18 protein-coding genes are annotated in these 22,387 nt (G+C 61.7%); 10 read left to right on the top strand and 8 right to left on the bottom strand.

What is annotated here, in order from left to right:
* The first annotated feature begins 21 nt into the window (after positions 1 to 21).
* Both glmU and glmS read left to right on the top strand, forming a co-directional pair.
* Positions 22 to 1,383: a bifunctional UDP-N-acetylglucosamine diphosphorylase/glucosamine-1-phosphate N-acetyltransferase GlmU gene (gene glmU / locus L0U80_RS14235; RefSeq protein WP_233865073.1), complete on the top strand. Its 1,362-nt coding sequence runs from the start codon at positions 22 to 24 to the stop codon at positions 1,381 to 1,383.
* Positions 1,384 to 1,445: 62 nt separating this feature from the next.
* Positions 1,446 to 3,263 carry a glutamine--fructose-6-phosphate transaminase (isomerizing) gene (gene glmS / locus L0U80_RS14230; protein ID WP_233865071.1) on the top strand — a complete coding sequence of 606 codons (1,818 nt, stop codon included), beginning with the start codon at positions 1,446 to 1,448 and terminating at the stop codon, positions 3,261 to 3,263.
* A 417-nt stretch (positions 3,264 to 3,680) separates the two neighbouring features.
* On the opposite strand, the gene L0U80_RS14225 is transcribed toward glmS, so the two are convergent.
* From L0U80_RS14225 to L0U80_RS14205, 5 genes are read right to left on the bottom strand one after another with little or no spacing between them, the layout of a single operon-like run.
* Complete coding sequence (locus L0U80_RS14225) at positions 3,681 to 4,271, bottom strand: PqiC family protein (RefSeq protein ID WP_233865069.1); 591 nt, start codon at positions 4,269 to 4,271, stop codon at positions 3,681 to 3,683.
* Positions 4,268 to 5,878: a PqiB family protein gene (locus L0U80_RS14220; RefSeq protein ID WP_233865067.1), complete on the bottom strand. Its 1,611-nt coding sequence runs from the start codon at positions 5,876 to 5,878 to the stop codon at positions 4,268 to 4,270. The genes L0U80_RS14225 and L0U80_RS14220 overlap by 4 nt, the downstream gene beginning before the upstream one ends.
* A 4-nt stretch (positions 5,879 to 5,882) precedes the next feature.
* Positions 5,883 to 7,142, bottom strand: a complete 1,260-nt coding sequence (locus tag L0U80_RS14215) for a paraquat-inducible protein A (protein WP_233865058.1) — start codon at positions 7,140 to 7,142, stop codon at positions 5,883 to 5,885.
* The gene (locus L0U80_RS14210; RefSeq protein ID WP_373322163.1) at positions 7,139 to 7,471 is read right to left on the bottom strand and encodes a hypothetical protein; all 333 of its coding nucleotides are present in this window, start codon (positions 7,469 to 7,471) and stop codon (positions 7,139 to 7,141) included. Before L0U80_RS14210 ends, L0U80_RS14215 begins: the two co-directional genes overlap by 4 nt.
* 11 nt (positions 7,472 to 7,482) lie before the next feature.
* Complete coding sequence (locus L0U80_RS14205) at positions 7,483 to 8,103, bottom strand: lipid-binding SYLF domain-containing protein (RefSeq protein WP_233865056.1); 621 nt, start codon at positions 8,101 to 8,103, stop codon at positions 7,483 to 7,485.
* A 1,193-nt stretch (positions 8,104 to 9,296) separates the two neighbouring features.
* Here L0U80_RS14205 and L0U80_RS14200 point away from each other — a divergent pair.
* The 7 genes from L0U80_RS14200 to L0U80_RS14170 all read left to right on the top strand — a co-directional run bounded on the left by L0U80_RS14200 (position 9,297) and on the right by L0U80_RS14170 (position 19,285).
* Positions 9,297 to 9,686, top strand: a complete 390-nt coding sequence (locus L0U80_RS14200) for a DUF2946 domain-containing protein (protein WP_233865047.1) — start codon at positions 9,297 to 9,299, stop codon at positions 9,684 to 9,686.
* Positions 9,687 to 9,778: 92 nt separating this feature from the next.
* The gene (locus L0U80_RS14195; RefSeq protein WP_233865045.1) at positions 9,779 to 11,836 is read left to right on the top strand and encodes a TonB-dependent copper receptor; all 2,058 of its coding nucleotides are present in this window, start codon (positions 9,779 to 9,781) and stop codon (positions 11,834 to 11,836) included.
* 1,124 nt (positions 11,837 to 12,960) lie between these two features.
* Positions 12,961 to 13,404, top strand: coding sequence for a 4Fe-4S cluster-binding domain-containing protein (locus tag L0U80_RS14190; RefSeq protein ID WP_233865043.1), 444 nt, complete (start codon positions 12,961 to 12,963; stop codon positions 13,402 to 13,404).
* Positions 13,405 to 13,413: 9 nt separating this feature from the next.
* Complete coding sequence (nrdD, locus tag L0U80_RS14185) at positions 13,414 to 15,198, top strand: anaerobic ribonucleoside-triphosphate reductase (protein ID WP_233865041.1); 1,785 nt, start codon at positions 13,414 to 13,416, stop codon at positions 15,196 to 15,198.
* A 369-nt stretch (positions 15,199 to 15,567) separates the two neighbouring features.
* Positions 15,568 to 17,739, top strand: coding sequence for a catalase/peroxidase HPI (gene katG, locus L0U80_RS14180; protein ID WP_233865033.1), 2,172 nt, complete (start codon positions 15,568 to 15,570; stop codon positions 17,737 to 17,739).
* A gap of 310 nt (positions 17,740 to 18,049) precedes the next feature.
* Positions 18,050 to 18,772: an SIR2 family NAD-dependent protein deacylase gene (locus L0U80_RS14175; RefSeq protein WP_233865031.1), complete on the top strand. Its 723-nt coding sequence runs from the start codon at positions 18,050 to 18,052 to the stop codon at positions 18,770 to 18,772.
* Between the two features lie 12 nt (positions 18,773 to 18,784).
* Entirely contained in the window at positions 18,785 to 19,285 is a 501-nt protein-coding gene (locus tag L0U80_RS14170; RefSeq protein ID WP_233865029.1) for a CinA family protein, read from the top strand.
* A 356-nt stretch (positions 19,286 to 19,641) separates the two neighbouring features.
* Here L0U80_RS14170 and L0U80_RS14165 read toward each other — a convergent pair whose 3' ends face one another.
* Entirely contained in the window at positions 19,642 to 20,589 is a 948-nt protein-coding gene (locus tag L0U80_RS14165; protein WP_233865027.1) for a DMT family transporter, read from the bottom strand.
* A gap of 279 nt (positions 20,590 to 20,868) precedes the next feature.
* On the opposite strand from L0U80_RS14165, the gene L0U80_RS14160 reads away from it, so the two are divergent.
* Positions 20,869 to 21,087 carry a hypothetical protein gene (locus tag L0U80_RS14160; protein ID WP_233865025.1) on the top strand — a complete coding sequence of 73 codons (219 nt, stop codon included), beginning with the start codon at positions 20,869 to 20,871 and terminating at the stop codon, positions 21,085 to 21,087.
* Positions 21,088 to 21,186: 99 nt separating this feature from the next.
* On the opposite strand, the gene L0U80_RS14155 is transcribed toward L0U80_RS14160, so the two are convergent.
* Together L0U80_RS14155 and L0U80_RS14150 are read right to left on the bottom strand one after the other, a co-directional pair.
* A complete protein-coding gene (locus tag L0U80_RS14155) occupies positions 21,187 to 21,477 on the bottom strand; it encodes a hypothetical protein (protein WP_233865023.1) in 291 nt (96 codons plus the stop codon).
* A gap of 90 nt (positions 21,478 to 21,567) precedes the next feature.
* Positions 21,568 to 22,326 (bottom strand): Mut7-C RNAse domain-containing protein, encoded by a 759-nt coding sequence (locus L0U80_RS14150; RefSeq protein ID WP_233865021.1) that lies wholly within the window; start codon positions 22,324 to 22,326, stop codon positions 21,568 to 21,570.
* Positions 22,327 to 22,387: the final 61 nt, after the last annotated feature.

Here is a 22,387-nt window from a genome sequence, read left to right as displayed (position 1 = left end):
ATTCCCCAATTCACCGATGCAATGAACATCGTGATTCTTGCCGCGGGCATGGGCAAGCGCATGCATTCCGCGCTGCCGAAAGTGCTCCATCCGCTGGCCGGCCGGCCGCTTCTCTCGCACGTTCTCGATACCGCCCGCACGCTCGATCCCACTCGGCTCGTCGTGGTGATCGGCCATGGCGCCGACGCCGTGCGTGAAGCGGTTGCCGCGCCCGACGTGCAGTTCGCCGTGCAGGAGCAGCAACTCGGCACCGGCCATGCGCTCGCGCAGGCACTGCCGCTCATCGATCCGAATGTGCCGACGCTCGTGCTCTACGGCGACGTGCCGCTCACGCGTGCGTCGACGCTCAAGCGCCTGACCGACGCCGCTGGGCACAATGGCTACGGCATCCTGACCGTCACGCTCGACGATCCCACTGGCTACGGCCGCATCGTGCGCGACGCGGCGGGCAACGTCGTGCGCATCGTCGAGCAGAAAGACGCAAGCGCTGCCGAGCGCGAGATCGCCGAGATCAATACCGGCATCATCGTGACGCCCACCGCGCCGCTGGCGGGCTGGCTCGCCGCGCTGAAGAACGACAACGCGCAGGGCGAGTTCTATCTCACCGATGTCGTCGAGCAGGCGAAAGCCGCGGGCCATCCCGTCGTGACGGCGCAGCCCGACGATGAAGCGGAAACGCTCGGCGTCAACAGCAAGCAGCAGCTCGCCGAACTCGAGCGTGTGTACCAGCGTAACGTCGCTCAGGCGCTCCTCGTCGCGGGCGTGACGCTCGCGGACCCGGCGCGCATCGACGTCCGCGGCAAGCTTACGTGCGGACGCGATGTGTTCATCGACGTGAATTGCGTGTTCGAGGGCGACGTGACGCTCGCGGACAACGTCACAGTCGGCCCGAACTGCGTGATCCGGAATGCGGCGATCGGCGCGGGCACGCGCATCGACGCCTACACGCACATCGAAGACGCGAGCGTCGGCGCGCAGGCCGTGCTCGGACCCTATGCGCGTCTGCGCCCGGGCGCGAAGCTTGCTGACGAAGTGCACGTCGGCAACTTCGTCGAGGTCAAGAACGCGAATATCGGTCACGGGTCGAAAGCGAATCACCTGAGCTACGTCGGCGACGCCGATGTCGGCGCGGGTGTGAACATCGGCGCGGGCACCATCACCTGCAACTACGATGGCGCGAACAAGCACCGCACGGTGATCGAGGACAACGTGTTCGTCGGCTCGGATACGCAACTGGTCGCGCCGGTGCGTGTGGGCCGCGGCGTGACGATCGCGGCCGGTACGACCGTGTGGAAGGACGTCGCCGACGACATGCTCGTGCTCAACGAAAAATCGCAGGTCTCGAAGGCCGGCTACGCGCGGCCGGTCAAGAAGAAGAAATAACGCAGCAACCGGTCGCCCTCGTGCGCGGCCATTCATTTTCCTGCTGAAAAGGATAGAAACCCATGTGCGGCATCGTCGGCGCAGTAGCTCAACGTAACATCGTGCCCGTTCTGATCGAAGGACTTCGGCGCCTCGAATATCGCGGCTACGATTCGTGCGGCGTCGCCGTCGTCACGAACGAAGGCCCCGCGCGCGTGCGTAGCGTGTCGCGCGTGGCTGAGCTCGACGAACAGGCGCGCGAGACGCACTTCGAAGGCGTCACCGGCATCGCGCACACGCGCTGGGCCACGCACGGCGCACCGACGGTGAACAACGCGCATCCGATCTTCTCGCGCAATGCGCTCGCGATCGTCCACAACGGCATCATCGAAAACTACGAGTCGCTGCGCGAGGCACTGCGCGCGAAGGGCTACGAGTTCGTTTCGCAGACCGACACGGAAGTCATCGCGCACCTGATTCACAGCCTCTATAAGGGCGATCTGTTCTCCGCCGTGCGCGAAGCCGTGAAGCAGCTCTCGGGCGCCTATGCGATCGGTGTAGTGCACAAGGATCAGCCGCACACCGTCGTGGGCGCGCGTGCCGGCTCGCCGCTCGTGGTCGGCCTCGGCAGCGGCGAGAATTTTCTTGCATCGGATGCGCTTGCCATCGCGGGCAGTGCGAGCCACGTGGTCTATCTGGAAGAGGGCGACGTCTGCGAACTGACGCTCGAAGGCGTGCGCATTGCCGAGCGCAGTGGCCGCGAAGTCCAGCGTGAAGCGCGCGAAGTGCAGGCTTACGGCGGCACGGTCGATCTCGGTCCGTATCGTCACTACATGCAGAAGGAAATCTTCGAGCAGCCCCGTGCGATCAGCGACACGATCCCCGCCGCGGACACGTTCGAGCCCGAACGGTTCGGCGCGAATGCGCGCGAGGTGTTCAAGGGCATCGACAGCATTCTGATTCTCGCGTGCGGCACGAGCTACTACGCGGGTCTCACCGCGAAGTACTGGCTCGAAACGGTGGCGAAGATCCGCACTGAAGTCGAGATCGCGAGCGAATACCGTTATCGCGAGTCGGTGCCGAATCCGCGCGCGCTCGTCGTCACGATCTCGCAGTCGGGCGAAACCGCCGACACGCTCGCGGCGCTCAAGCACGCGCAATCGCTTGGCATGGAGCACACGCTCGCGGTCTGCAACGTTGCGACGAGCGCAATGGTCCGGCTCACCGAGTTCAATTTCCTCACCCATGCGGGCCGTGAGATTGGTGTGGCATCCACGAAGGCGTTCACGACGCAACTCGTTGGCCTCTTCATCCTCGCAGTCACGCTCGGGAAGTTGCGCGGTCACGTGAGTGCGGAACAGGAAGCGCAATACCTGAAACTGCTGCGCCACTTGCCCGCCGCGCTCAACGGCGTGCTCGCGCTGGAGCCGCAGATCATCGCGTGGGCGGACGAGTTCGCGCGCAAGGAGAACGCGCTTTTCCTCGGCCGCGGGCTGCACTACCCGATCGCGCTGGAAGGCGCGCTCAAGCTCAAGGAAATCTCGTACATCCACGCCGAGGCCTATCCGGCCGGCGAACTCAAGCACGGCCCGCTCGCGCTCGTGACTGAGGCGATGCCTGTCGTGACGGTTGCGCCGAATGACGCGCTGCTCGAGAAGCTGAAGTCGAACATGCAGGAAGTGCGCGCGCGCGGCGGAGAGCTGTATGTCTTCGCGGATGCCGATACGCACATCACGAGCGAGGACGGCATTCACGTCATCCGGATGCCTGAGCACTATGGGCTGCTTTCGCCGATCCTGCACGTCGTACCGCTGCAATTGCTCGCGTATCACACGGCTTGTGCGCGTGGTACGGATGTGGATAAGCCCCGTAATCTTGCGAAGTCGGTGACGGTGGAGTGAGGGTGGGGCGGTTCGCGATGTCGCTTGTTCGCGGCAAATGAACGCGTTCCCCATCCACTCGTAGAAGCGTTCCGCGGAGGGAGACAAAATTCCCTCAAGGCCTTCCTGGCCGACGCGCGGAACGCTTTTATTTTGCCGCGTGTATTTAAAAAATACGCACTCTGGCGATCTCCGGTTTTGAGAGCAATTGCAGGGGGAGCCGTCACTGAACGCTTCTTCTCCCCTGGAGTTACCCCAGTAACTCAGGACACGCGGACACCGTCAGGTTGCTCAGATCAAATCAACCAGTTACTCGAGCGTCGCCCTAAGCGGACGAGTGTCATAAAAACTGAGGGCACCGGCAGTACCTTAAGCGGACATGATCCCTTTCCCGAACGACAGCGCGCGTAGTGTCTGCGCGCGGCGCGTTCGCGCCAGTTATCGCGGCAGGTTCTTCAGGATTGCCGCTGCAACGTCCCGGCTCACTGAGCCCAACGCACGATCATGGGCAGCGACAAGCGCGTCGTAAGCCTGCCCTTGCACAGGCTCGTGCGCAAGCGTGTGCCCGATGATCGGTGTCGCGTTACCAGGCGGCCAGATTGTCCACTGAGCGTCGACCGTTGCCATGCTCGAAAGCACCGAATCGAACTGCATGATGTCGACACGCACTCGCCACGTAGGCAAGCCACTCGCGTCCAGCGCATACGTGCTCACATGCTCAGAGCCAAGCAGCACCGCGAGGTCTGCAGCGATCGTCCGCTGGATATCGCCTTTTAGCGGCTCCGCCCAGCGCTGAAACTCTTCAGGCCACACCTGGTTATCGGCCAGACTGACGACGATCTGCGGGCGGTCAACCAGCGCCGGAATCGTGACCGGGTTGACCACAACATGAAGGGGCACCGCAGTGCCCAAGGTGGTGAGTGTCGCGTCCGGCTTCAAACGGTAAAAGCTGGATGCCGGCGAACTGCTGCAGCCGGCCAGCGAGACGGCCAACAGGGCGACAACAAGGGATGCCGGTGCGCGTGTCACGGCAGGTGCTCCTGCTGCTTGCCGCGAATAAACGCCTCCGGATGCCGCTCCAGATAATCGGCGAGCGTGCGGAAGGCCGAAGCCGTGCGCGAAAGCTGCTGAATCATGTCGGTCGCGTTCTGCTGAAGGGCGGAGTCCGGCTGCAATGCGTTGTTGGCCGAGTCGAGCGCGGTGTGTGCCGCCGTGAGCGTGCCCTGCGCCTGCGGGACGATCTGGGTGTCGAGATCGTTGAGCAGCGTCTTCGCGCTCGCCAGCGTCTCTCGCGTATTCTTGCCAATTGCGTCAAACGGAATCGTGTTGAGCTTTGCCAGGAGTTGTGTGATGTTGTCCTGCAACCTCTGCAGGTTACCGGGGATCGTCGGAAGTGCCGGTGGCGATGACGTCCAGTCGACGATGGCTTTTGGCGCGTCCGGGAAGAAGTCGATGGCCAGGTACAGCTGCCCGGTCAGCAGATTGCCCGTTCTAAGCTGAAGACGCATTCCCTTCGCAACGAGCCGATCCGCCATTGCCTGGGGATCGTTGCTCAGGCGGCCCCCACCGTTCGTCTCATAGCGGGACGTGAACAGTTCCGGATAGAGATCCAGTTCCACCGGTATGGTGGCTTTCGCGGTCTTGGGATCAAAACGTGTATAGATCGCTGTCACTTCACCCACCACAATGCCGCGGAAGTCTACCGGCGCCCCCACGGTCAGTCCCCTGACCGACTCAGTGAAGTCGGCAGCGTACTTGACGACGATATGATGGTGCGCCTTCATCGCATCAACCCGATCCGTGAACAGCGTGAAGGTCGATTCGCTAGCGGCGACGCTCCCCTCTAGCGCGCTCGGCGGCGACTCGAATGCCACGCCGCCGATCATGATCGACACGAGCGACTGCGCATTGACCTGGATGCCGGTCGAACTGACTGCCACGTCGACACCGCTCGCGTGCCAGAAGCGCGTGTCCGCAAGAACAAACTTGTCGTACGGCGCGTTGATGAAGACCCGAAGCGTCACACCGTGTCCGTCGGGGTCGAGCTTGAAGGCGGATATCTGTCCGACCTGCAGCCGCCGGAAAAATACCGGCGTACCGACGTCGAGTGAGCCCATATTCGTGCTTTTCAGAATGAATTCGCGCCCCGGCACGTCGCTTGAGATCACCGGTGGCACCTCGAGACCGACGAAGTCGCGACGCTCTTTTTTCGACTTCCCGACGTCCATTTCAACGTAAGAGCCGGACAGGAGCGTACCGATTCCGGACACCGTTCCGCCGGATATGCGAGGGCGCACGACCCAGAAGCGCGTACTGTCGACGAGCATCTTGGTCGCATTCTTGTTGATGTCGGCGGTCGCGACGATGCGCTCGTTGTCTGGCGTGAGCGTAATGGTTTTGATGAGCCCAATGTCGACGTTCTTGAACTTGATTTTCGTTTTGCCCGCTTCGAGACCATCGGCGGTCATAAAGCTGATCGTGATCGTGGGGCCCTTTTCGATCACCGCCTTGACGGCAAGCCAGCCGCCAATCAGGACCGCGAGTATCGGTACGAGCCATACGACCTGCAGGCGCCAGCGGGACCGCGGCACCGAATCCGCATTGGGAAAATCAGGTTTTTTCTCGGGCCCGGGCATGATCTCACTCCACTTCGTCCCAGATCAGACGTGGATCGAACGCCATCGCCGCAAACATCGTGAGCACCACGACAGCACCGAATGCGATCGCCGCGTTTCCGGCCTGAATCGTCGCAAGCGCCTGGAACTGCACGAGCGCGACCAGCATTGTGATTACGTAGATGTCGAGCATCGACCAGCGCCCCACGAACTCGACCATCCGATAGATCCGTGTGCGCTCGGCGGCGTACCAGCGCGAGTGCAGCTGCGTGGAGATCGTCAGGTAGCCAAGCGCAAGGATCTTGAGCATCGGCACGGCGATGCTCGCGACGAACACGACAACAGCAAGCGGCCACGACCCCGATGTCCAAAGGTAGACGACACCGGAGAGGATCGTGTCGTTCTCGGTCCCGAAGAGCGAATTCGTGTACATCACGGGCAGTACGTTCGCCGGGATATACATCACCATCGCCGCGATCAGGTAGGCCCATGTGCGCGACAGGCTTGCGGGCTTGCGCAGGTGCATCAGAGCGCCACAGCGCGGACAATGGAGCGCGTGAGCGTCGGCCCGAACGCTTGCGAGCAGTCCGCAATCGTGACAGAGCGCGAGCCCACATCGTGCCGCAGTAACCGCCCCTTGCAGCGACGCTTCGTCCAGGTCTGGCTCCGCGTTCACGTGCTCGACGACGGATACGCGCGACCACAGGCTGCGCGTATCGAAAGCTGAACCAGCCGCCGCCAGTACGAACATCAGGGCTCCGAACGACCACAGCGCTGGGCCCAATACCACGCCGGCGATCGCAGACAACTTCACGAGTGCGACCAGCAAGCCGAGGATCAGCACTTCGGTCATTCCCCACGGCTGGCAAAGGTGGCACAGCCGGAATATGGCTGGGCCGCCCCACGGTGCGCGGTCAAACTTCAACGGTATCAGTAGCCACAGCATGGTCACTGTCTGCAAGATCGGCATCAGGACCGTGGTCGCAAACACCAGCCCCGCAATCGGCCATTTTCCGTCGTGGTACAGCACGTTCACCGAGCCCAGCAGCGTCGTCTCGACGACGGTCCCGTTCACCGACAGACCGACTATCGGGTACACATTCGACACCGCGAAAAGTACAACTGCGGCAAGAGAAAACGCGAGTGCGCGGTCGAGGCTGTTGGGTACCTCGCGGTATAGCTGGGCCCGGCAGCGCGCGCAGCGCAAGGCGCCCCCCTCCGGCACGGCCACCTCACGCTGCAGGAGATCGCATTCGTGGCAGGCCATGAGTTTCCCGCGCGTCATTGCGGCACCAGCAAAATCGGCTGTGAAGCCGCGGTCTGTAGTTGCGACTGTGCGTTCGTCGGCGCCGGCGCAGTCATCTGCTTCGCCTGAACAAACCAGCCGCCTCCCATCGCCAGATACAGGCTGATGAGGCTCGTGAGCATCGCGGCCTGCGTCTGCGTGTCATGAAGCTCGGCACTGAACAGGTTTCGCGCGGCGTCTAGCACTTCCAGATAGCTCGTATAGCCCCCTTCATACTCAAGGGTAAGTTCAGGTGCCTTTCCGTGGTCCTCACCAGCCGAATTGCGCTTCCGTTGACGCGACGCCAACGGCCGTGATGACCTCTTCACCCGCACGTTCGTCAAGTACCGATACGAGAGATCTCTGTTCCTCGTAGCGCTGATCCGGCCATCAAGCCCTGTTGATTGAAAATCAATGCGTAGACGTCCGACCGCGCCGTCTCGGTATTTAGATTTTTTGCGGTTCCCTCATCGACTACTACTACCGTTGGTCCAACACCGATCTCGAAGTCGCTGCTTGTCTTCAGGCTATTCAACGCGGCATCAGTCATAAAAAGCATCACATATGCGTATTGCTGTGCGCCTGCCTGGAAGCCGTAAGACACCGACGTCGTGGCGTAATAGCCCGTGACATTGCCGCTCTCGATTAATTCACCGCTTCCATGCGAAACGCCGGCGAGAAAGCCTGCCCGCACCACATTTGGAAATATCAGGATTGCCTTCGCCTTGTGTGCCAGGTCGGCCATCTGTGGATGGGTTGATGCAAGGCTAGCCATTGCCGCCTGGGAGTCCGCCTCAAGCACATGTTTCGCGCTTGTGCCCTGCATCTGGGGCGCTGCTCCCGACGATTGAGCCGCAGTTGATGGCGGCGCGGCGCTGTTGCTCATGGAACCATCAGTCGTGCATGCCGCGAGAATCGTTAATGCAGAAATCGCGGTCAACGCTAAAACATTACTTGACATGATGTACTCCAATTTTAATTAACAACTCACAAATACACCGACTCCACAGCAACTCTTTTCCTCCATTAGATAGTCTAGTTCGGTTTTAAATTCGATCGGTTGTCTTCTTCGCTTCGACTTAATCACCCAGTGGTGACGCGCAGCGTGACTATGCCCGCGCTGGTGGATTCGTTAAGAAACTACGCGTTGCTATTTGGTTATGCGGGAATCCTGAGGAATGGCTTTCATCTCTCATTCGCGACGTTGACGCGTGCGAAATCCGGGCCCCCGGGGTGGGCGGAATCGTCTGGTAGCAGACTTCGCCGATATCGCAAAAGTGCGTCGATCGCCGCGCAAATCAGTGCCTTTCTGCCGTAGAAATCAGCACCAGGCACCCACGTGGGAGACGGGCAAACAGGATCGCAAGGGCGGTTGCTTACAATCGCTTCAGCATGACCTTGACCCGCCTGATTTCTTTATCTTGTCCAGTTGGACCTGGCCTTGCACGACCTGAAGACGCCGCTTCCTGCTAACGTACAACATATACCGGCCCTGCCTGATCCGCTGCTGCCTGGTCAATGTGTTTTCAGTCGGCTATTCAGAAGAACTGCGGATTCCTTTCGACATTGACCGACTGTTGTCCCCAGCGACGCAAGGGACCGATGCATTCAGGTCCGCCACGGATAAGGGATACATGGCGGACTTGACTGGCCCGCTCATCAGGCACGGGCACATCAGAAATCTCAGACGAGTTGCCGCGGAAGTTGCCGGACGTCGATCTTTGGAATGCGATGTCATGTATAACCGCATTTTGCGGCATCAGATCCGTGATGGACGCGCGATGACTTTGATTAGTATGTCGATGTCGCACTGGATCACATGCTGGCTCCAGGTCTCTGAGATGCAGGCGTGGCCAAGGTTGTCGCTGCGGCCGATCGATAGTTGCGCTAGCAACGTGTGTGCGCGACGGCATACCAACCTGTCATGCTGTCTACTTCCCGGGTCACGGGCGGATCAGCGAAGTCCGGTCAGAAACCGGGAATTCCCGCAGCAACTACGGTTGGTGACGAAGACGCTGCACCACCTGTTGCATGCAAACGTCGGGCCAAAGCCTGGCGGCCATTTTCATGCAACGGCGCGTCGCATCGATGAACTCCATGTCGCATGTTAAAAAGCGCCGCTGGGTGCTAGATTCCTGCGCGGTATCTTGAACAATGATGAATCCGCGCACCCACCGTCGACTGACTGCCTGGCTAGGCATGATCGCCATATGGCTGATCATGCTGGTGCCTGCCGTCAGTCAGTCGGTCGTTGCTGCCAGAGAACCTGTCAAAGCAACGTGCACGATGGCCGGCATGTCGTTCACCGACATGACCGCGTCGTCCGCCGACACACAGGATGCTCATGGGAGCGGGATGATCGCCTGCGGTTATTGCGACCTGCTGGCAACTCATGCAACGCTTCCGACCGTTGCGGCCCCGCTGCCGGTTCTCGTCATGCTTGTGACGAGTGCCCCTGTGCCTGCCCTGTCCACCCGTTTTACGCCATTGGGCGTCTTTCCATCCGGAAGACCCCGAGCGCCGCCTCTCTTTTCGCTGTCGTAAGCCCTTGAACCTGGCGACGCCCAATCGGCGCGTCGCGGCGTCGCCGCGCATCTACGCGGCGCGATTAAACACGACTCGAAAAATCAGGAAGCATGAAACTCACCCAGATCGCCACGGCGACGGCGTTGTTCTTTACTGCCCAACTCGCTTTCGCAGACAACCCTGAAACGCAGACTCAACCGGCACCGGCAGTGGAATTCCTGTTGCCGTCCGTCGAGGTCGTCGCAAGTCCGCCGTCGACCCCGCTCTTTTCCATTACCGATCCGAAAGCACCACGCCAGCCGCTGCCGGCCAGCGACGGTGCGGACTACCTGAAGACCGTCCCCGGTTTTGCTGCGATCCGCAGCGGCGGCACTAACGGAGACCCGGTGTTGCGTGGCATGTCCGGTTCCCGGCTGAGCCTCGTCGCAAACGGTGCGCCGATTGAAGGTGCATGTCCGGCGCGCATGGACGCGCCGTCGTCGTATATCGCACCGGAGAGCTACGACAAGGTCGTCGTGGTCAAGGGCCCGGAGACGGTGCTGTACGGCCCCGGTGCGTCGGCTGGCACCGTGCTGTTCGAGCGAAACACGCCGCGCTTCACCGAGGCTGGCGTACGTGCCAGCGGCAGTCTCGTCGGCGGACAGTTCGGCCGCAACGACCAGAACGTTGATATTGCCGCCGGTACGCCAGATGTCTATGCGCGGGTGACCGCGAACAAGGCACACGAGGGTGACTATCGTGACGGCAATGGAAACACGGTGCCGTCTGCCTGGAACAAGTGGAACACCGACGTAGCGCTGGGCGTGACGCCCGATGCCGACACGAAGCTCGAACTGACCGCCGGCACGGGGGACGGCAACGCACGCTATGCCGGCCGCGGGATGGACGGCGTCCGCTTTCGGCGCGACAGCGTGGGCCTGCACTTCGAAAAGCAGAACATCGGGAAGGTGCTGCGCGACATCGACGCTCGCGTCTTTTATAACGAGGCCGATCACCGGATGGACAACTACACGCTGCGCGAAACCCCACCGGGTTCCATGCCGATGGCGGCGGACGTCCGTCGGCGCACGGTCGGCGGACGTATCGCCGCCACGTTCGACCTGTCTGAGCGTGTGGAGTGGGTCGCCGGCGCGGACTGGCAGGTGAACTGGCTCGCTTCGCGCTCGGTGATGGGCATACAGAATCTGTCGGACATGCCATGGACGCCGAGCGCGACGCTCTCCAACTACGGCGTGTTCAGCGAACTCACCTGGTTCGCAAGTGACGTGCAGCAGGTGATTGCGGGTTTGCGTTTCGACCGTGCGGCCGCGACCGATGACCGGCAAAGCATCAGCGGGATGATGAGCTCTATGCCGAATCCCACGTTTGATGAGCAACGCACGCGTGTGTTGCCGAGTGGGTTCGTCCGCTACGAGCAGAACCTGCGCGCGTTGCCGCTGACGTGGTATGCGGGCATCGGCCACACGGAACGGTTTCCGGACTACTGGGAGCTGTTCTCACCGAACAGCGGTCCGGCGGGTTCCGTCAACGCGTTTGCAGGCATCCAGCCGGAGAAGACGACCCAGCTCGACATCGGTGCACATTACCGCGGCGGAGCGGTCGATGCATGGGTGTCGGCCTATGCCGGCTACGTCAATGATTTCATCCTGTTCACGTACAACACGTCGATGGGCAAGGCCACGTCGCAGGCAACCAACGTCAACGCGGAGATCTTCGGCGGCGAATTCGGCGCAACGTGGAAGCCGGACGGGCACTGGCGAGTCGGCGTCTCATCTGCGTACGCATGGGGACGTAACGCCGATTCGGGCGCACCGTTGCCGCAGATTCCACCGCTCGTCACGCGCTTCACGGTCGATTACACGCTAGGTGCGTGGTCGGCCGGCGCGCTGTGGCGTGTGGTGTCGTCGCAGCATCGCTACGCGCTGAATCAGGGTAACGTCGTTGGATATGATTTCGGGCCAAGCGGAGGATTCGGTGTGGTGTCGCTGCACGCGCAGTACGACATCAACAAACGAACGCAGTTGACAGTCGGCGTCGACAACCTGCTCAACAAGGCATACAGCGAGCACCTGAACCTCGCGGGTAACGCCGGGTTTGGATTCCCCGCCAATACGCCGGTGATGGAGCCCGGGCGCACGGCATGGGCCAGGTTGAGCTTCAGGATGTAAGGGTGCAGGAACGCGTCGGCGCGTCTCGCGCGGCGACGCGTTTCTTGTAGCGGATGCGGTTCGCCGTTGCGCTTGATATAGAACGGAAACCAGGTTTGTTGGCGACAAGGATTCAGGCCAGCGCCCAACTAACGGCTATCGCGCCGCGTTATCAACATCAGGCGAACGCAGCACGGATAGGGCGTTCTCGCTTATTGTTTGCAGTGCGTATGTTTATGGAGTAATTGGATGTCGACTCGCTGCACCTTGTTCGACGCGAGGGCAGACATCATGCGAGCCTGAGCATCCACCCCGAACTTCGATTTTTCTAAATCTCTACTTGTTTTTTCGATTGCAGTTCGGTAGCGGTAGATCGGCGAGGCCTGTTCAAAAACCGGAAATGTCCGCCGTAACCCCAGGTGGTAACAGAGATGTCGCACCAGCGGTTCCGCACAAACGTCGGGCCACGGCCCGGCGGGCGGTTCTGTGCAAGTGCGCTCTGCATCGATACGCTCCGTGCCGCGTGTAAAAAACGATGTTGGATGCGAGGCTGCGGCGCCAGTTTTTGAAAAATAAATAAATCTGCACGCTCACCGTCAACTAACTGCGCTACCAGGCATGATCGCCACATAGCTCATCATGCTGGCGCCTGCCGTCATTCAGTGGGTCGCCGCGGCCAAAGAACCTGTCGACGCACTGTGAACGATGGCCGGCATGTCATCCACCGACATGACCGCGTCGTCCGCCGATACGCAGGATGATCATGGCGTCGGGATGATCGCCTGCGGCTGTTGCTACGTGCTGCCAACTCATGCAACGCTTCCGACCGTCGCGGTCCCACCGCCGATCCCGCACTAGTCGCAGGGAATACCTCCGCAGCCCAAATCTTCGCCCACACGCTCCCGCCTTCGTCACCTTGTAACTGAGGCCGAGACGTCCACGAGCCCCCGTCGCACCCGGATTGGATCGCTGCATCCTCACCCATGACGCGTGGTGTTCGACTGCACTTCAGGTGGCTGACGAAAAAAATTACGGGCTTTTCCGTGGATTTGACTTATGTCATTTTTGCACAATATGTTGTGCCGCCTATCAATAAAACAACTATATCTAGTATACGATTCGGCATCTCGATAAAGATCGTAACCATGCGCCAAGTCGCTATCGACGTACTGTTTCAGGAGATACCCGACGAAATCTGCCTGGGATTTTTCATGACGGGTTGCCCGCTCGCATGCGCGGGGTGCCACTCCCAGGTATTGCAGGACGCCGCGGCTGGAGACCCGTTGAGCCTGGATGCTTTCGACGCATGGCTCCAGCGCTATAAGGGCCTGGCTTCGTGCGTGCTGTTCATGGGAGGCGAATGGGAGGCGGCGTTGCCGGAGTATCTCGCACTGGCAAAGCGCCTCGGCTACAAGGTTGCGTTGTACACCGGCGAAGAGCGGCTGGCACCTGCGCTCGAGCAGATGCTCGACTATCTGAAGACCGGTCCTTATGTTGCCAGGCTTGGCGGTCTGAACCAGAAAACCACGAATCAACGACTAACACACGTGCCGACAGGCACGGACCTCACCCCCTTGTTTTGGGATTAAGGAGCCTCGATGTTTACACAACTGACCAGCACCCAGGTGGACCAAAAACTGGCTTTCCTGCGGCACTATGCGGAAGCGGCCACGGCCGCCGATGGCGCAGCACTGGACGCCAACGCCAACGTGCAGGACAAGAACATCGCGACACTGGAAGCCGAGTTGCACAAGGATTTCAATATCCAGATCAACCGGCGCCTAATCAGCCAGGAGATCTCGTCCATGTTTGGCGAGGAGCTGGCCGAAGAGTACATCCGGCAAATTACGGACCACGAAATATATGTGCATGACGAGACATCGCTGCGTCCGTATTGCGTGTCCGTGAGCATGTATCCGCTGCTGCTCGATGGTCTGACCAAGCTGGGTGGCGAGTCGAAGGCGCCGAAACACATCGAATCGTTCTGCGGCACCTTCATCAATTTCGTGTTCGCGGTGAGCGCGCAGTTTGCGGGCGCAGTCGCAACCGTCGAATTTCTCCTTTATTTCGACTACTTCTGCCGCAGGGACTATGGCGACGACTACCTGAACACGCATCGCTCGCGGGTCGAAAACCACTTACAGCACGTCGTCTATGCGCTGAACCAGCCGGCTGCCGCTCGCGGTTACCAGAGTGTGTTCTGGAACATCTCGCTGTACGACCAGCCGTACTTCGAGAGCATGTTCGGCACCTTTGTTTTCCCTGACATGAGCGCGCCGCAATGGGAAAGCATCAGCGGCCTGCAACGGTTTTTCATGGACTGGTTCAATCAGGAACGCACGAAAGCTGTGCTCACGTTCCCGGTCGTCACAGCGGCCATGCTGGTGAAAGACGGTCAACCGGTGGATCAAACGTTTGCACGAGACTGCGCGCGTTCGATGAGCGAGGGCAATAGCTTCTTCGTCTACATGAGCGAATCGGCGGATAGCCTGGCCAGTTGCTGCCGGCTGCGCAACGAATTCACGGATACGGAATTCAGCTACACGCTGGGTGCCGGTGGTGTCTCCACCGGGTCGCTCAACGTCATCACGCTGAACATGAACCGGCTGGTGCAGGACAAGCGCGACCTCGCGACCGAAATTCGCAAGATCCAGCGTTATCAGCTGGCTCATCGCAAGCTGATGGAGAAGTATCAGGCGGCGGGCATGCTGCCCGTCTACGACGCCGGCTTCATTTCGATGGACAAGCAGTATCTGACCATCGGCATCAATGGCATGGTGGAAGCTGCTGAGTCGCTCGGTCTGGAAATCGGCCCCAATGAGGCGTACATCGGCTTTGTGCAAAAACAGCTCAAGGTGATTTACGACCTGAACCGCGCAGCGCATGCCGAGTTTGGCCACCGCTTCAACACCGAGTTCGTTCCGGCTGAAAATCTGGGTCCGAAGAACGCGAAATGGGATAGGGCGGCGGGCTACAAGGTGACCCGAGACTGCTACAACTCGTACTTCTATGTGGTCGAGGATCTTGAGACCAACGCGCTCGACAAGTTCCAGTTGCATGGCAAGGAGGTCATCCAGTACCTCGATGGCGGTTCGGCGCTGCACCTGAATCTGGATGAACGACTGACCGAAGCGGGGTATTTGAAACTGTTCGGCGTCGCCGCTCGTACGGGCTGCAACTACTGGTGTGTCAACGTCAAGACCACGATCTGCAACGATTGCGGTCATATCGACAAGAAGACACGCCACGAGTGCGAGTGCTGCGGTAGCCGAAATGTCGACTTTGCGACGCGCATCATCGGCTATCTGAAGCGGGTGTCCAGTTTTAGCCAGCCGCGCCGCTTCGAAGAGAAGCTGCGGCACTACCACCGTAAAGCTGCGTAACGGCTTCGCTCCACACGACAACACGCTGCTTTGCACAATCAGGAAGGCCCCTTTCGCCATAGCGCGGAAGGGGCTTTCTGATTTCTGTCGTGTGCTCCCTCTGATTTGCATTCGGACCCAGCGGGCACTCCACCGCGGAGCGCAGTCCGATATGCGGGGGCGACTGGGCATGCGCCGTGCACCTTGTCGCTGGCGACCGGTTCAATCGGCATCTGACAGCGCCTGCGAGGCAAAGGGGGGCAATCAGTGCCATAGCGCATTTCAAATATACATACGACAGCGTTCCGCTATTCTTTGTTGACTGCCCGTGCCCGCACGCGTCGCATCTAGCTGGCGCGGCACCGTGACCATCCACGAAGTGAGGAAACGATGTCAGCCGAATCCAAATGCCCTTTTACCGGCCACGCCTCGCCGGCCAGTCAGGCCGCCGGTAGTGGTACGACCAGCCAGCATTGGTGGCCCAATCAACTGCGCGTTGACCTGCTGAACCAGCACTCCGAAAAATCGGACCCGCTGGGACGCAAGTTCAACTACCGCGAAGAATTCAAGAAGCTCGACTACGAAGCCCTCAAGGCCGACCTGCGCAAGCTCATGACCGACTCGCAGGAATGGTGGCCGGCTGATTTCGGCCACTACGGCCCGCTATTCATCCGCATGGCCTGGCACGCTGCCGGCACCTACCGCACGGGCGACGGCCGTGGCGGCGCCGGCCGGGGCCAGCAGCGTTTCGCGCCGCTGAACTCCTGGCCTGACAACGTCAGCCTCGACAAGGCGCGCCGCCTGCTGTGGCCGATCAAGCAGAAGTACGGCCAGAAGATTTCGTGGGGCGACCTGATGATCCTGACCGGCAACGTCGCGCTCGAAACGATGGGGTTCCGCACCTTCGGTTTCGGCGCCGGCCGCGAAGATACCTGGGAACCGGATCAGGACGTCTACTGGGGCGCCGAGAAGACCTGGCTCGCGCCGACCAACAATCCCGACAGCCGCTACTCGGGCGAGCGCGATCTCGACAACCCGCTCGCCGCCGTGCAGATGGGCCTGATCTACGTGAATCCGGAAGGTCCGGACGGCAATGGCGACCCGGTCTCGGCGGCGGTCGACATCCGCGAGACCTTCGCGCGCATGGCGATGGACGACGAAGAAACGGTTGCGCTGATCGCCGGCGGTCACACGTTCGGCAAAACGCACGGCGCCGGTCCCGCAAGCAATGTGGGAGAGGCTGTCGAAGCCGCGCCGCTTGAAGCGCAGGGCCTCGGCTGGGCCAGCACCTTCGGCTCGGGCAAGGGGATCGACGCAATCACCAGCGGCATCGAAGTCACGTGGACGCAGACGCCCGCACAGTGGAGCAACCACTTCTTCGAAAACCTGTTCAAGTACGAATGGGTGCAGGAGAAGAGCCCCGCCGGCGCAATCCAGTGGGTCGCCAAGGACGCCGAGGCAGTCGTCCCGGGGCCGACGCCCGATGCGCCCAAGCGCAAGCCGACCGTGCTCACGACCGACCTGTCGCTGCGCATCGACCCGGCCTACGAGAAGATCTCGCGCCGCTTCCTGAACAATCCGCAGGCGTTCGCCGACGCGTTTGCACGCGCGTGGTACAAGCTGACCCACCGCGACATGGGCCCGAAGGCACGTTACATGGGCCCCGAAGTGCCGCGTGAAGATCTGCTGTGGCAGGACCCGCTGCCCGCTGCGACGCACAAGCCAAGTGACGCAGATATCGCCGATCTGAAGGCGAAGATCGCCGCGTCGGGCCTGTCGGCTGCGGAGCTGGTTGCCGTAGCCTGGGCGTCGGCGTCGACGTTCCGCGGTTCCGACAAGCGCGGCGGCGCCAACGGCGCGCGCATCCGCCTCGCGCCGCAGAACGACTGGGCAGTCAACCAGCCGGTCCGGGGCACGCTGGCGAAGCTGGAAGCAATCCAGAAGGCGTCGGGCAAGGCCTCGCTCGCCGATGTGATCGTGCTGGCGGGCAGCGTCGGTGTCGAGATGGCCGCGAAGGCCGCTGGCGTCACCGTCACGGTGCCGTTTGCGGCGGGCCGCGTCGATGCCACCGCCGAGCAGACCGACCCTGTTGCAATGGCCGTGCTCGAGCCGGTCGCCGATGGCTTCCGCAACTTCGAGAAGGGCCAGCAACCGGTTCCCGCCGAAGCCCAGCTGATCGACAAGGCTCAACAGCTGACACTGACCGCTCCGGAGATGACCGTGCTGATTGGCGGCCTGCGCGCCATCAACATCAATGTCGATGGCAGCAAGCATGGTGTGTTCACGAACACCCCGGGCGCGCTGACCAACGACTTCTTCGTCAATCTGCTCGACATGGGCACGGAGTGGAAGCCGGCCGGCGATGTCTACGAAGGCCACGACCGCCAGACGGGCAAGGCCAGGTGGACCGGCACCCGTGCGGACCTCGTATTCGGTTCGAACTCGGTCCTGCGCGCGCTGGCCGAGGTGTACGCCAGTGCAGACGGCAAGGAGCGCTTCGTCAGTGACTTCGTGGCAGCGTGGGTCAAGGTGATGAACCTCGACCGCTTCGATCTGGCCTGACGCGTCGTTACAGCACTCGCCAGGAAAAGCCGGAGGTTTGCGCCTCCGGCTTTTTTTTGCATCTGCCGGACGCGCCTCGCCTCCACGCATCGCAGCGGCTCGGCACAACCTTTTCATCGAATCGACTGACGTCCTCTAGTTGCGTAAGAGGCCGTAGCATCGCGAATCGATTCGCACCCCAATAGAAATTTCCCGGCGCGATGCTCAAGGACAAACGTGGTGTCCGCCTCGCTGCCCGACGCGTGATGCAGCGTCATAATGTCGCCGAGCAAACAAGGAGACGAAATTGGCCGAACAGCAACAACGGCGTATGCCCCGTATGTACGTGTTTTCGGGGGCAGGCCTCTCGGCGGAGAGCGGAATTTCGACGTTCCGCACGGGCGATGGCATCTGGTCTCGCGACAGCATCGACGAGGTATGCAACTACCTGACCTGGCGCCGCAACCGCCCGGCGGTGTTCCGCTTCTACAACGAGCGTCTTGCCGAGTACGGGGACGCTCGCCCCAACGACGCGCACCGGTTGCTGGCCGAATGGCAGGAGACATGGGGTACGGAACGCGTGCATCTCGTCACGCAGAATATCGACGACTTGCTCGAGCAGGCGGGCGCGCGTCAGGTCACGCATCTGCACGGCGACATGGTCACCCTTCTGTGTACCGATTGCGACCACCGTTTTCCGATGAGCGGCGAGAAACTCGATCCGCAGGCGACGTGCCCCTCGTGCGGGCACGCGGATGGCGTGAAGCCCGGCGTGGTGTTTTTCAACGAGGCCGCGCCTGAATACGAGACGCTGTGGCGCATTCAATCGGCGATGACGCCGGACGATTTGTTCATCGCCATCGGCACCGCGTTCGAGGTGATACCGCCCGAACGGCTGCTGCCGCGCGAACGCATCGGGCGGCACAATCGCAATTTCATCGTCGATCCGGTGCCGCGCCGGATCGAGTGCTTCGGTGTGGTGGAGGCCAATCTGGCGACGGTCGGCTTGCGCAATCTCGCCTCCACGGTCGACCTGTTGATGTCGGGCGCCTAGTCTGCGTCGGACATGAATATCGCGAAGCAGATCGTCGGCTATCTGAAGTCGCGCGGGCTCGTGCTGGCGAGCGTGGAGACCTGCACGGCCGGGCGGATTGCCGCGATGCTTGCCGACGTGCCGGGCGCCACGGATTGTCTTGATTTCGGGCTCATTGTGCATTCGCCTTGCGCGACTGCGGACCTGCCCGGCGTGCGCGCCTCAACCGCCGAACAATGTGGGCTCATCAGCGAGGCGGTTGCGCGCGAACTGGCCGAAGGCGTGCTCGCGCAGCGAGCGGGGCATGCAGGTGTTGTCGTGGTTAGTCTTGGCTTACCCGCGCCGCCGGACGATGCGTCTGTGCCTGTCGTGCAGTGCCTCGCGTGGGCGTGTGTGCATCGCGGACAAACTTACTCGGCGGGAGAGACGGTGCGCTTGTGCGGCCGTCGAGGCGAGATCCTGCGTTCTATCGCGCGACGCGCGTTGCTGGGCGTTCCGCGTTTCGTCGATGCGACGTTGTCTCGCGCGGACTGACACATTCGTTCACGTTTGCTGAACGGTCTCGCCTTATCTCTATATAAGATTCAACCTATATATATGTAGTAGAAGTTAACAAGGGTGACCGTTCGCTGTGGACAACGCCGAAAATGCCTGTCAGATCAGGTCGATGCGAAACGGATAGCCGTGCGGGAAAACCCTGAATCCACGGCGGACTTCGGGGATAACTTTTGACGCGTCAGCGCAAGTGGACCAGTTATCAAGAAAGGGTCCACAGCACGTTCGCCAAGTCATCCCCAGCTTGTCCAGAAGTGCGTGTGGACAACGTCGAGCGCGGCAGTAGCCGATCCTCGCGGCCCGTTTTCGGAAGCGGGCCACCCAGAAAGATGTCGTCAGGCCGGTTCGGCCGGTTGCGGGTGTGTTTCGCGTTCGGTGCGAAATAGCCCAGCGGGAAGCAACTGGCACGCGAGCAGGCCGGCCAGCATTAGCGCACAGCCAACGAGCGCGCGCGGCGTGAGCGTTTCGCCGAGCACAGCCCAGCCCGCGAGCGCAGCGAACACCCCTTCCATGCTAAAGATCACGGCCGCGTGCGCGGGCGCCGCATCGCGCTGGGCGACCACCTGGATCGTGTAGCCGACACCCACTGAAAGCGCGCCGCCATAGAGGATCGTCGGTGCGGCGCGCAGGAGGCTCGCAAGCTGCACGGGCTCGCACGCAAGGCCGATGGCGAGACAGACGACTCCGCACGTGACGAACTGCATGACGGATAGCACGAGCGGATCATGGCGCGGCGCGTAGTGACCCACGAGCATCACCTGGACCGAGATCACGAGCGCGCAGCCGAGCTGATACCAGTCGCCGTACATGATCGAGAAATGCTCGTTGATGCTCAGCAGATAGAGCCCGATCACGGCCAGCACGGCGCCTAGCCACGTACCGGGACCGGTACGGTGGCGCAGCACCACGCCGATCAGCGGCACGAGAATCACGTAGAGCGAGCTGATGAAGCCCGCATTGGCGATCTTCGTATAGCGGAGGCCGATCTGCTGCAGCGAAATCGCCACAGCGAGCAGCAGGCCGAGCAGGACGCCGGAGCGCACGAGCGCGGCATCGAAGAGCGGCGGTTGCGGGACGTTCTGGGTGCAGCGCGCGGACTGGCGTCGCACGAACACGAGCGTGGAGACGACCGCTGCGCCGAGCAGGAAGCGCAGGCCGGTGAACAGGAACGGACCGATGGCATCGAGGCTCAGTCGTTGAGCGACGAAGGCCGAGCCCCAGATCATGGCGGCGGCCAGCATGAGCAGATTGGCGCGCAGGTGTTGGCGGGAGGCGGATTTCAAGCGGATTTCTCTTTCTTCGAGGACAGACGCGGCACCCATTTCTGGACAACGGTGTCAGCGCCTGGGCGCTGACGTGGTGCACACGGATCTCGATCGTATCCGAATTGAAAGCAGCGTGTCTTCCGGTAAATACACCGTCCCCTTTTGCGGATGACAAACGCCCCATCGCTACGCAATACTTTTCTCGCGTGAACGCCTGCGGGAGTCGGCGAGCGGGCGTTTCGCGCGGTCTTGATTCACCACACGCCGACTCGATTTGTCAGTCTTGGGGATTATTGAATGAAGAAGATTATTGCGGCGCTCGTTACCGCTTCGGTTGCGCTGATTTCGGTTCAGGCCTTCGCTCAAGCGACGGAAGCTGCACCGGCCTCACCGGCTGCTGCGACTCCGGAGAAGGCCAGGAAGGCGCACAAACAACTCAAGCACCACGGCAAGCGCGCTGCCGTGGAGGAAGCCGCGTCGGCGGCGGGCACGGCTGACAAGGGTGAGCCGAACTAAATCGCGTGAGATCGCGCCGCGCGTGGCCGCAACGCCGGGCGCCGCGGATCCGGAAAAAAGCCAGAGCGGATGCTCTGGCTTTTTTTATCGCGGCGAGCGTTACGACGCGTCGCGCGCGAGGCCCGCTTCGATCAACTCGGTCACGAGGCCATTCAGGCCGCCGGGATGGCTCTCGGCACGCGACTTCAACTGAGCGACCAGATCGGCGTTGAGCTTGCAGGCGAACGGCACGAGCCCCTGCGCCTGATCGAGCTTGCGGCGCTCGCGGCGGTCCACCGCTGCGGGCGTTGCCCCCGAGCCTTTGCCGAAGCGATCAGGCCCGGACTGGTTCGTCGATTGCATCAGTTTCAGCGCCTTGTTTTTCTCAAGGTCGAATTTCTTCATGGCCATGCTGTCGGCTCCGGTGTTAGGCATTGGCGCGCATTGTACGCATTCGACCGGGCGCGTCCATCGCACTCGCGTTTTGCTGTGGGTTTCGTTTCATGTTCCAGCGGCCGGGGCGGCCTGCGTGAGGACGTCCATCAGCGCGCGCATGCGCTGCCAGTGGGAGCCCTCCCAGAACACGCGTCGGCAGACGTCGCAGGTGACGAAGCGCGTCTGACGCTCGAAGACGCCCTCCGGGACACGTGCGCGCACCTCGCAGCGTTCGATCGACCGCAGTGGCGCGTTGCACGAAAGGCAGAGCCGGAAGGGCCGCGCGCTCGCAGCCAGATCGAGCCGTTCGAAGATCTCGTGCAGTTGCGCGCGTGGTTTGAGCGCGCGCACGTAGCAGCCATGGGTAATGGTGCGACGTTTGAGCAGTTCACGATCGCGCGTGAGCACGATGCGATGTTCCGCTGCCGCCAGCGCTTCGATTTCGTCGTCGGGGTAGTTGTTGTCGTAGAGCGTGTCGAAACCCGCGAGACGCAGCAACTGCGCGAGGCCGCCCAGATGGGCGTCGGCGACGAAGCGCAGCTCGCGCAGCGGTGCTGCGCGCACGCGTAGCAGCGACCGGATATCGAGCGCCTCGAACGTGGGATAGACGGCGACGCGGTCCCCGTCGGCGAGCAGATGATCGAAGCCCACCGACACACCGTTCACGAGAATCAGCTCCACTTCGGTGTGCGGCACGCCGAGTGCTTCGATCATGTGCTTCGCGGTGGCATTGCGCGCGCACGCGCAACTGAATTCGCGACGGCGCAGCGGCCGCGCAAGGAAGTCGTTCAGCTCCTCGTAGAAGCGGAAAGTGGCGGTAACCATGCGGCCAGTATCGCACTGACGGGACGGCGGTGCGCCGGATCACTGCAGTCCGCCGTAGCGT

The sequence above is a fragment of the Paraburkholderia adhaesiva genome (assembly GCF_021390575.1).
Lineage (GTDB): Bacteria > Pseudomonadota > Gammaproteobacteria > Burkholderiales > Burkholderiaceae > Paraburkholderia > Paraburkholderia adhaesiva.
The sequence above is the reverse complement of the archived record's forward strand: the minus strand, read 5'-3'. Positions and strand labels throughout refer to the sequence as shown.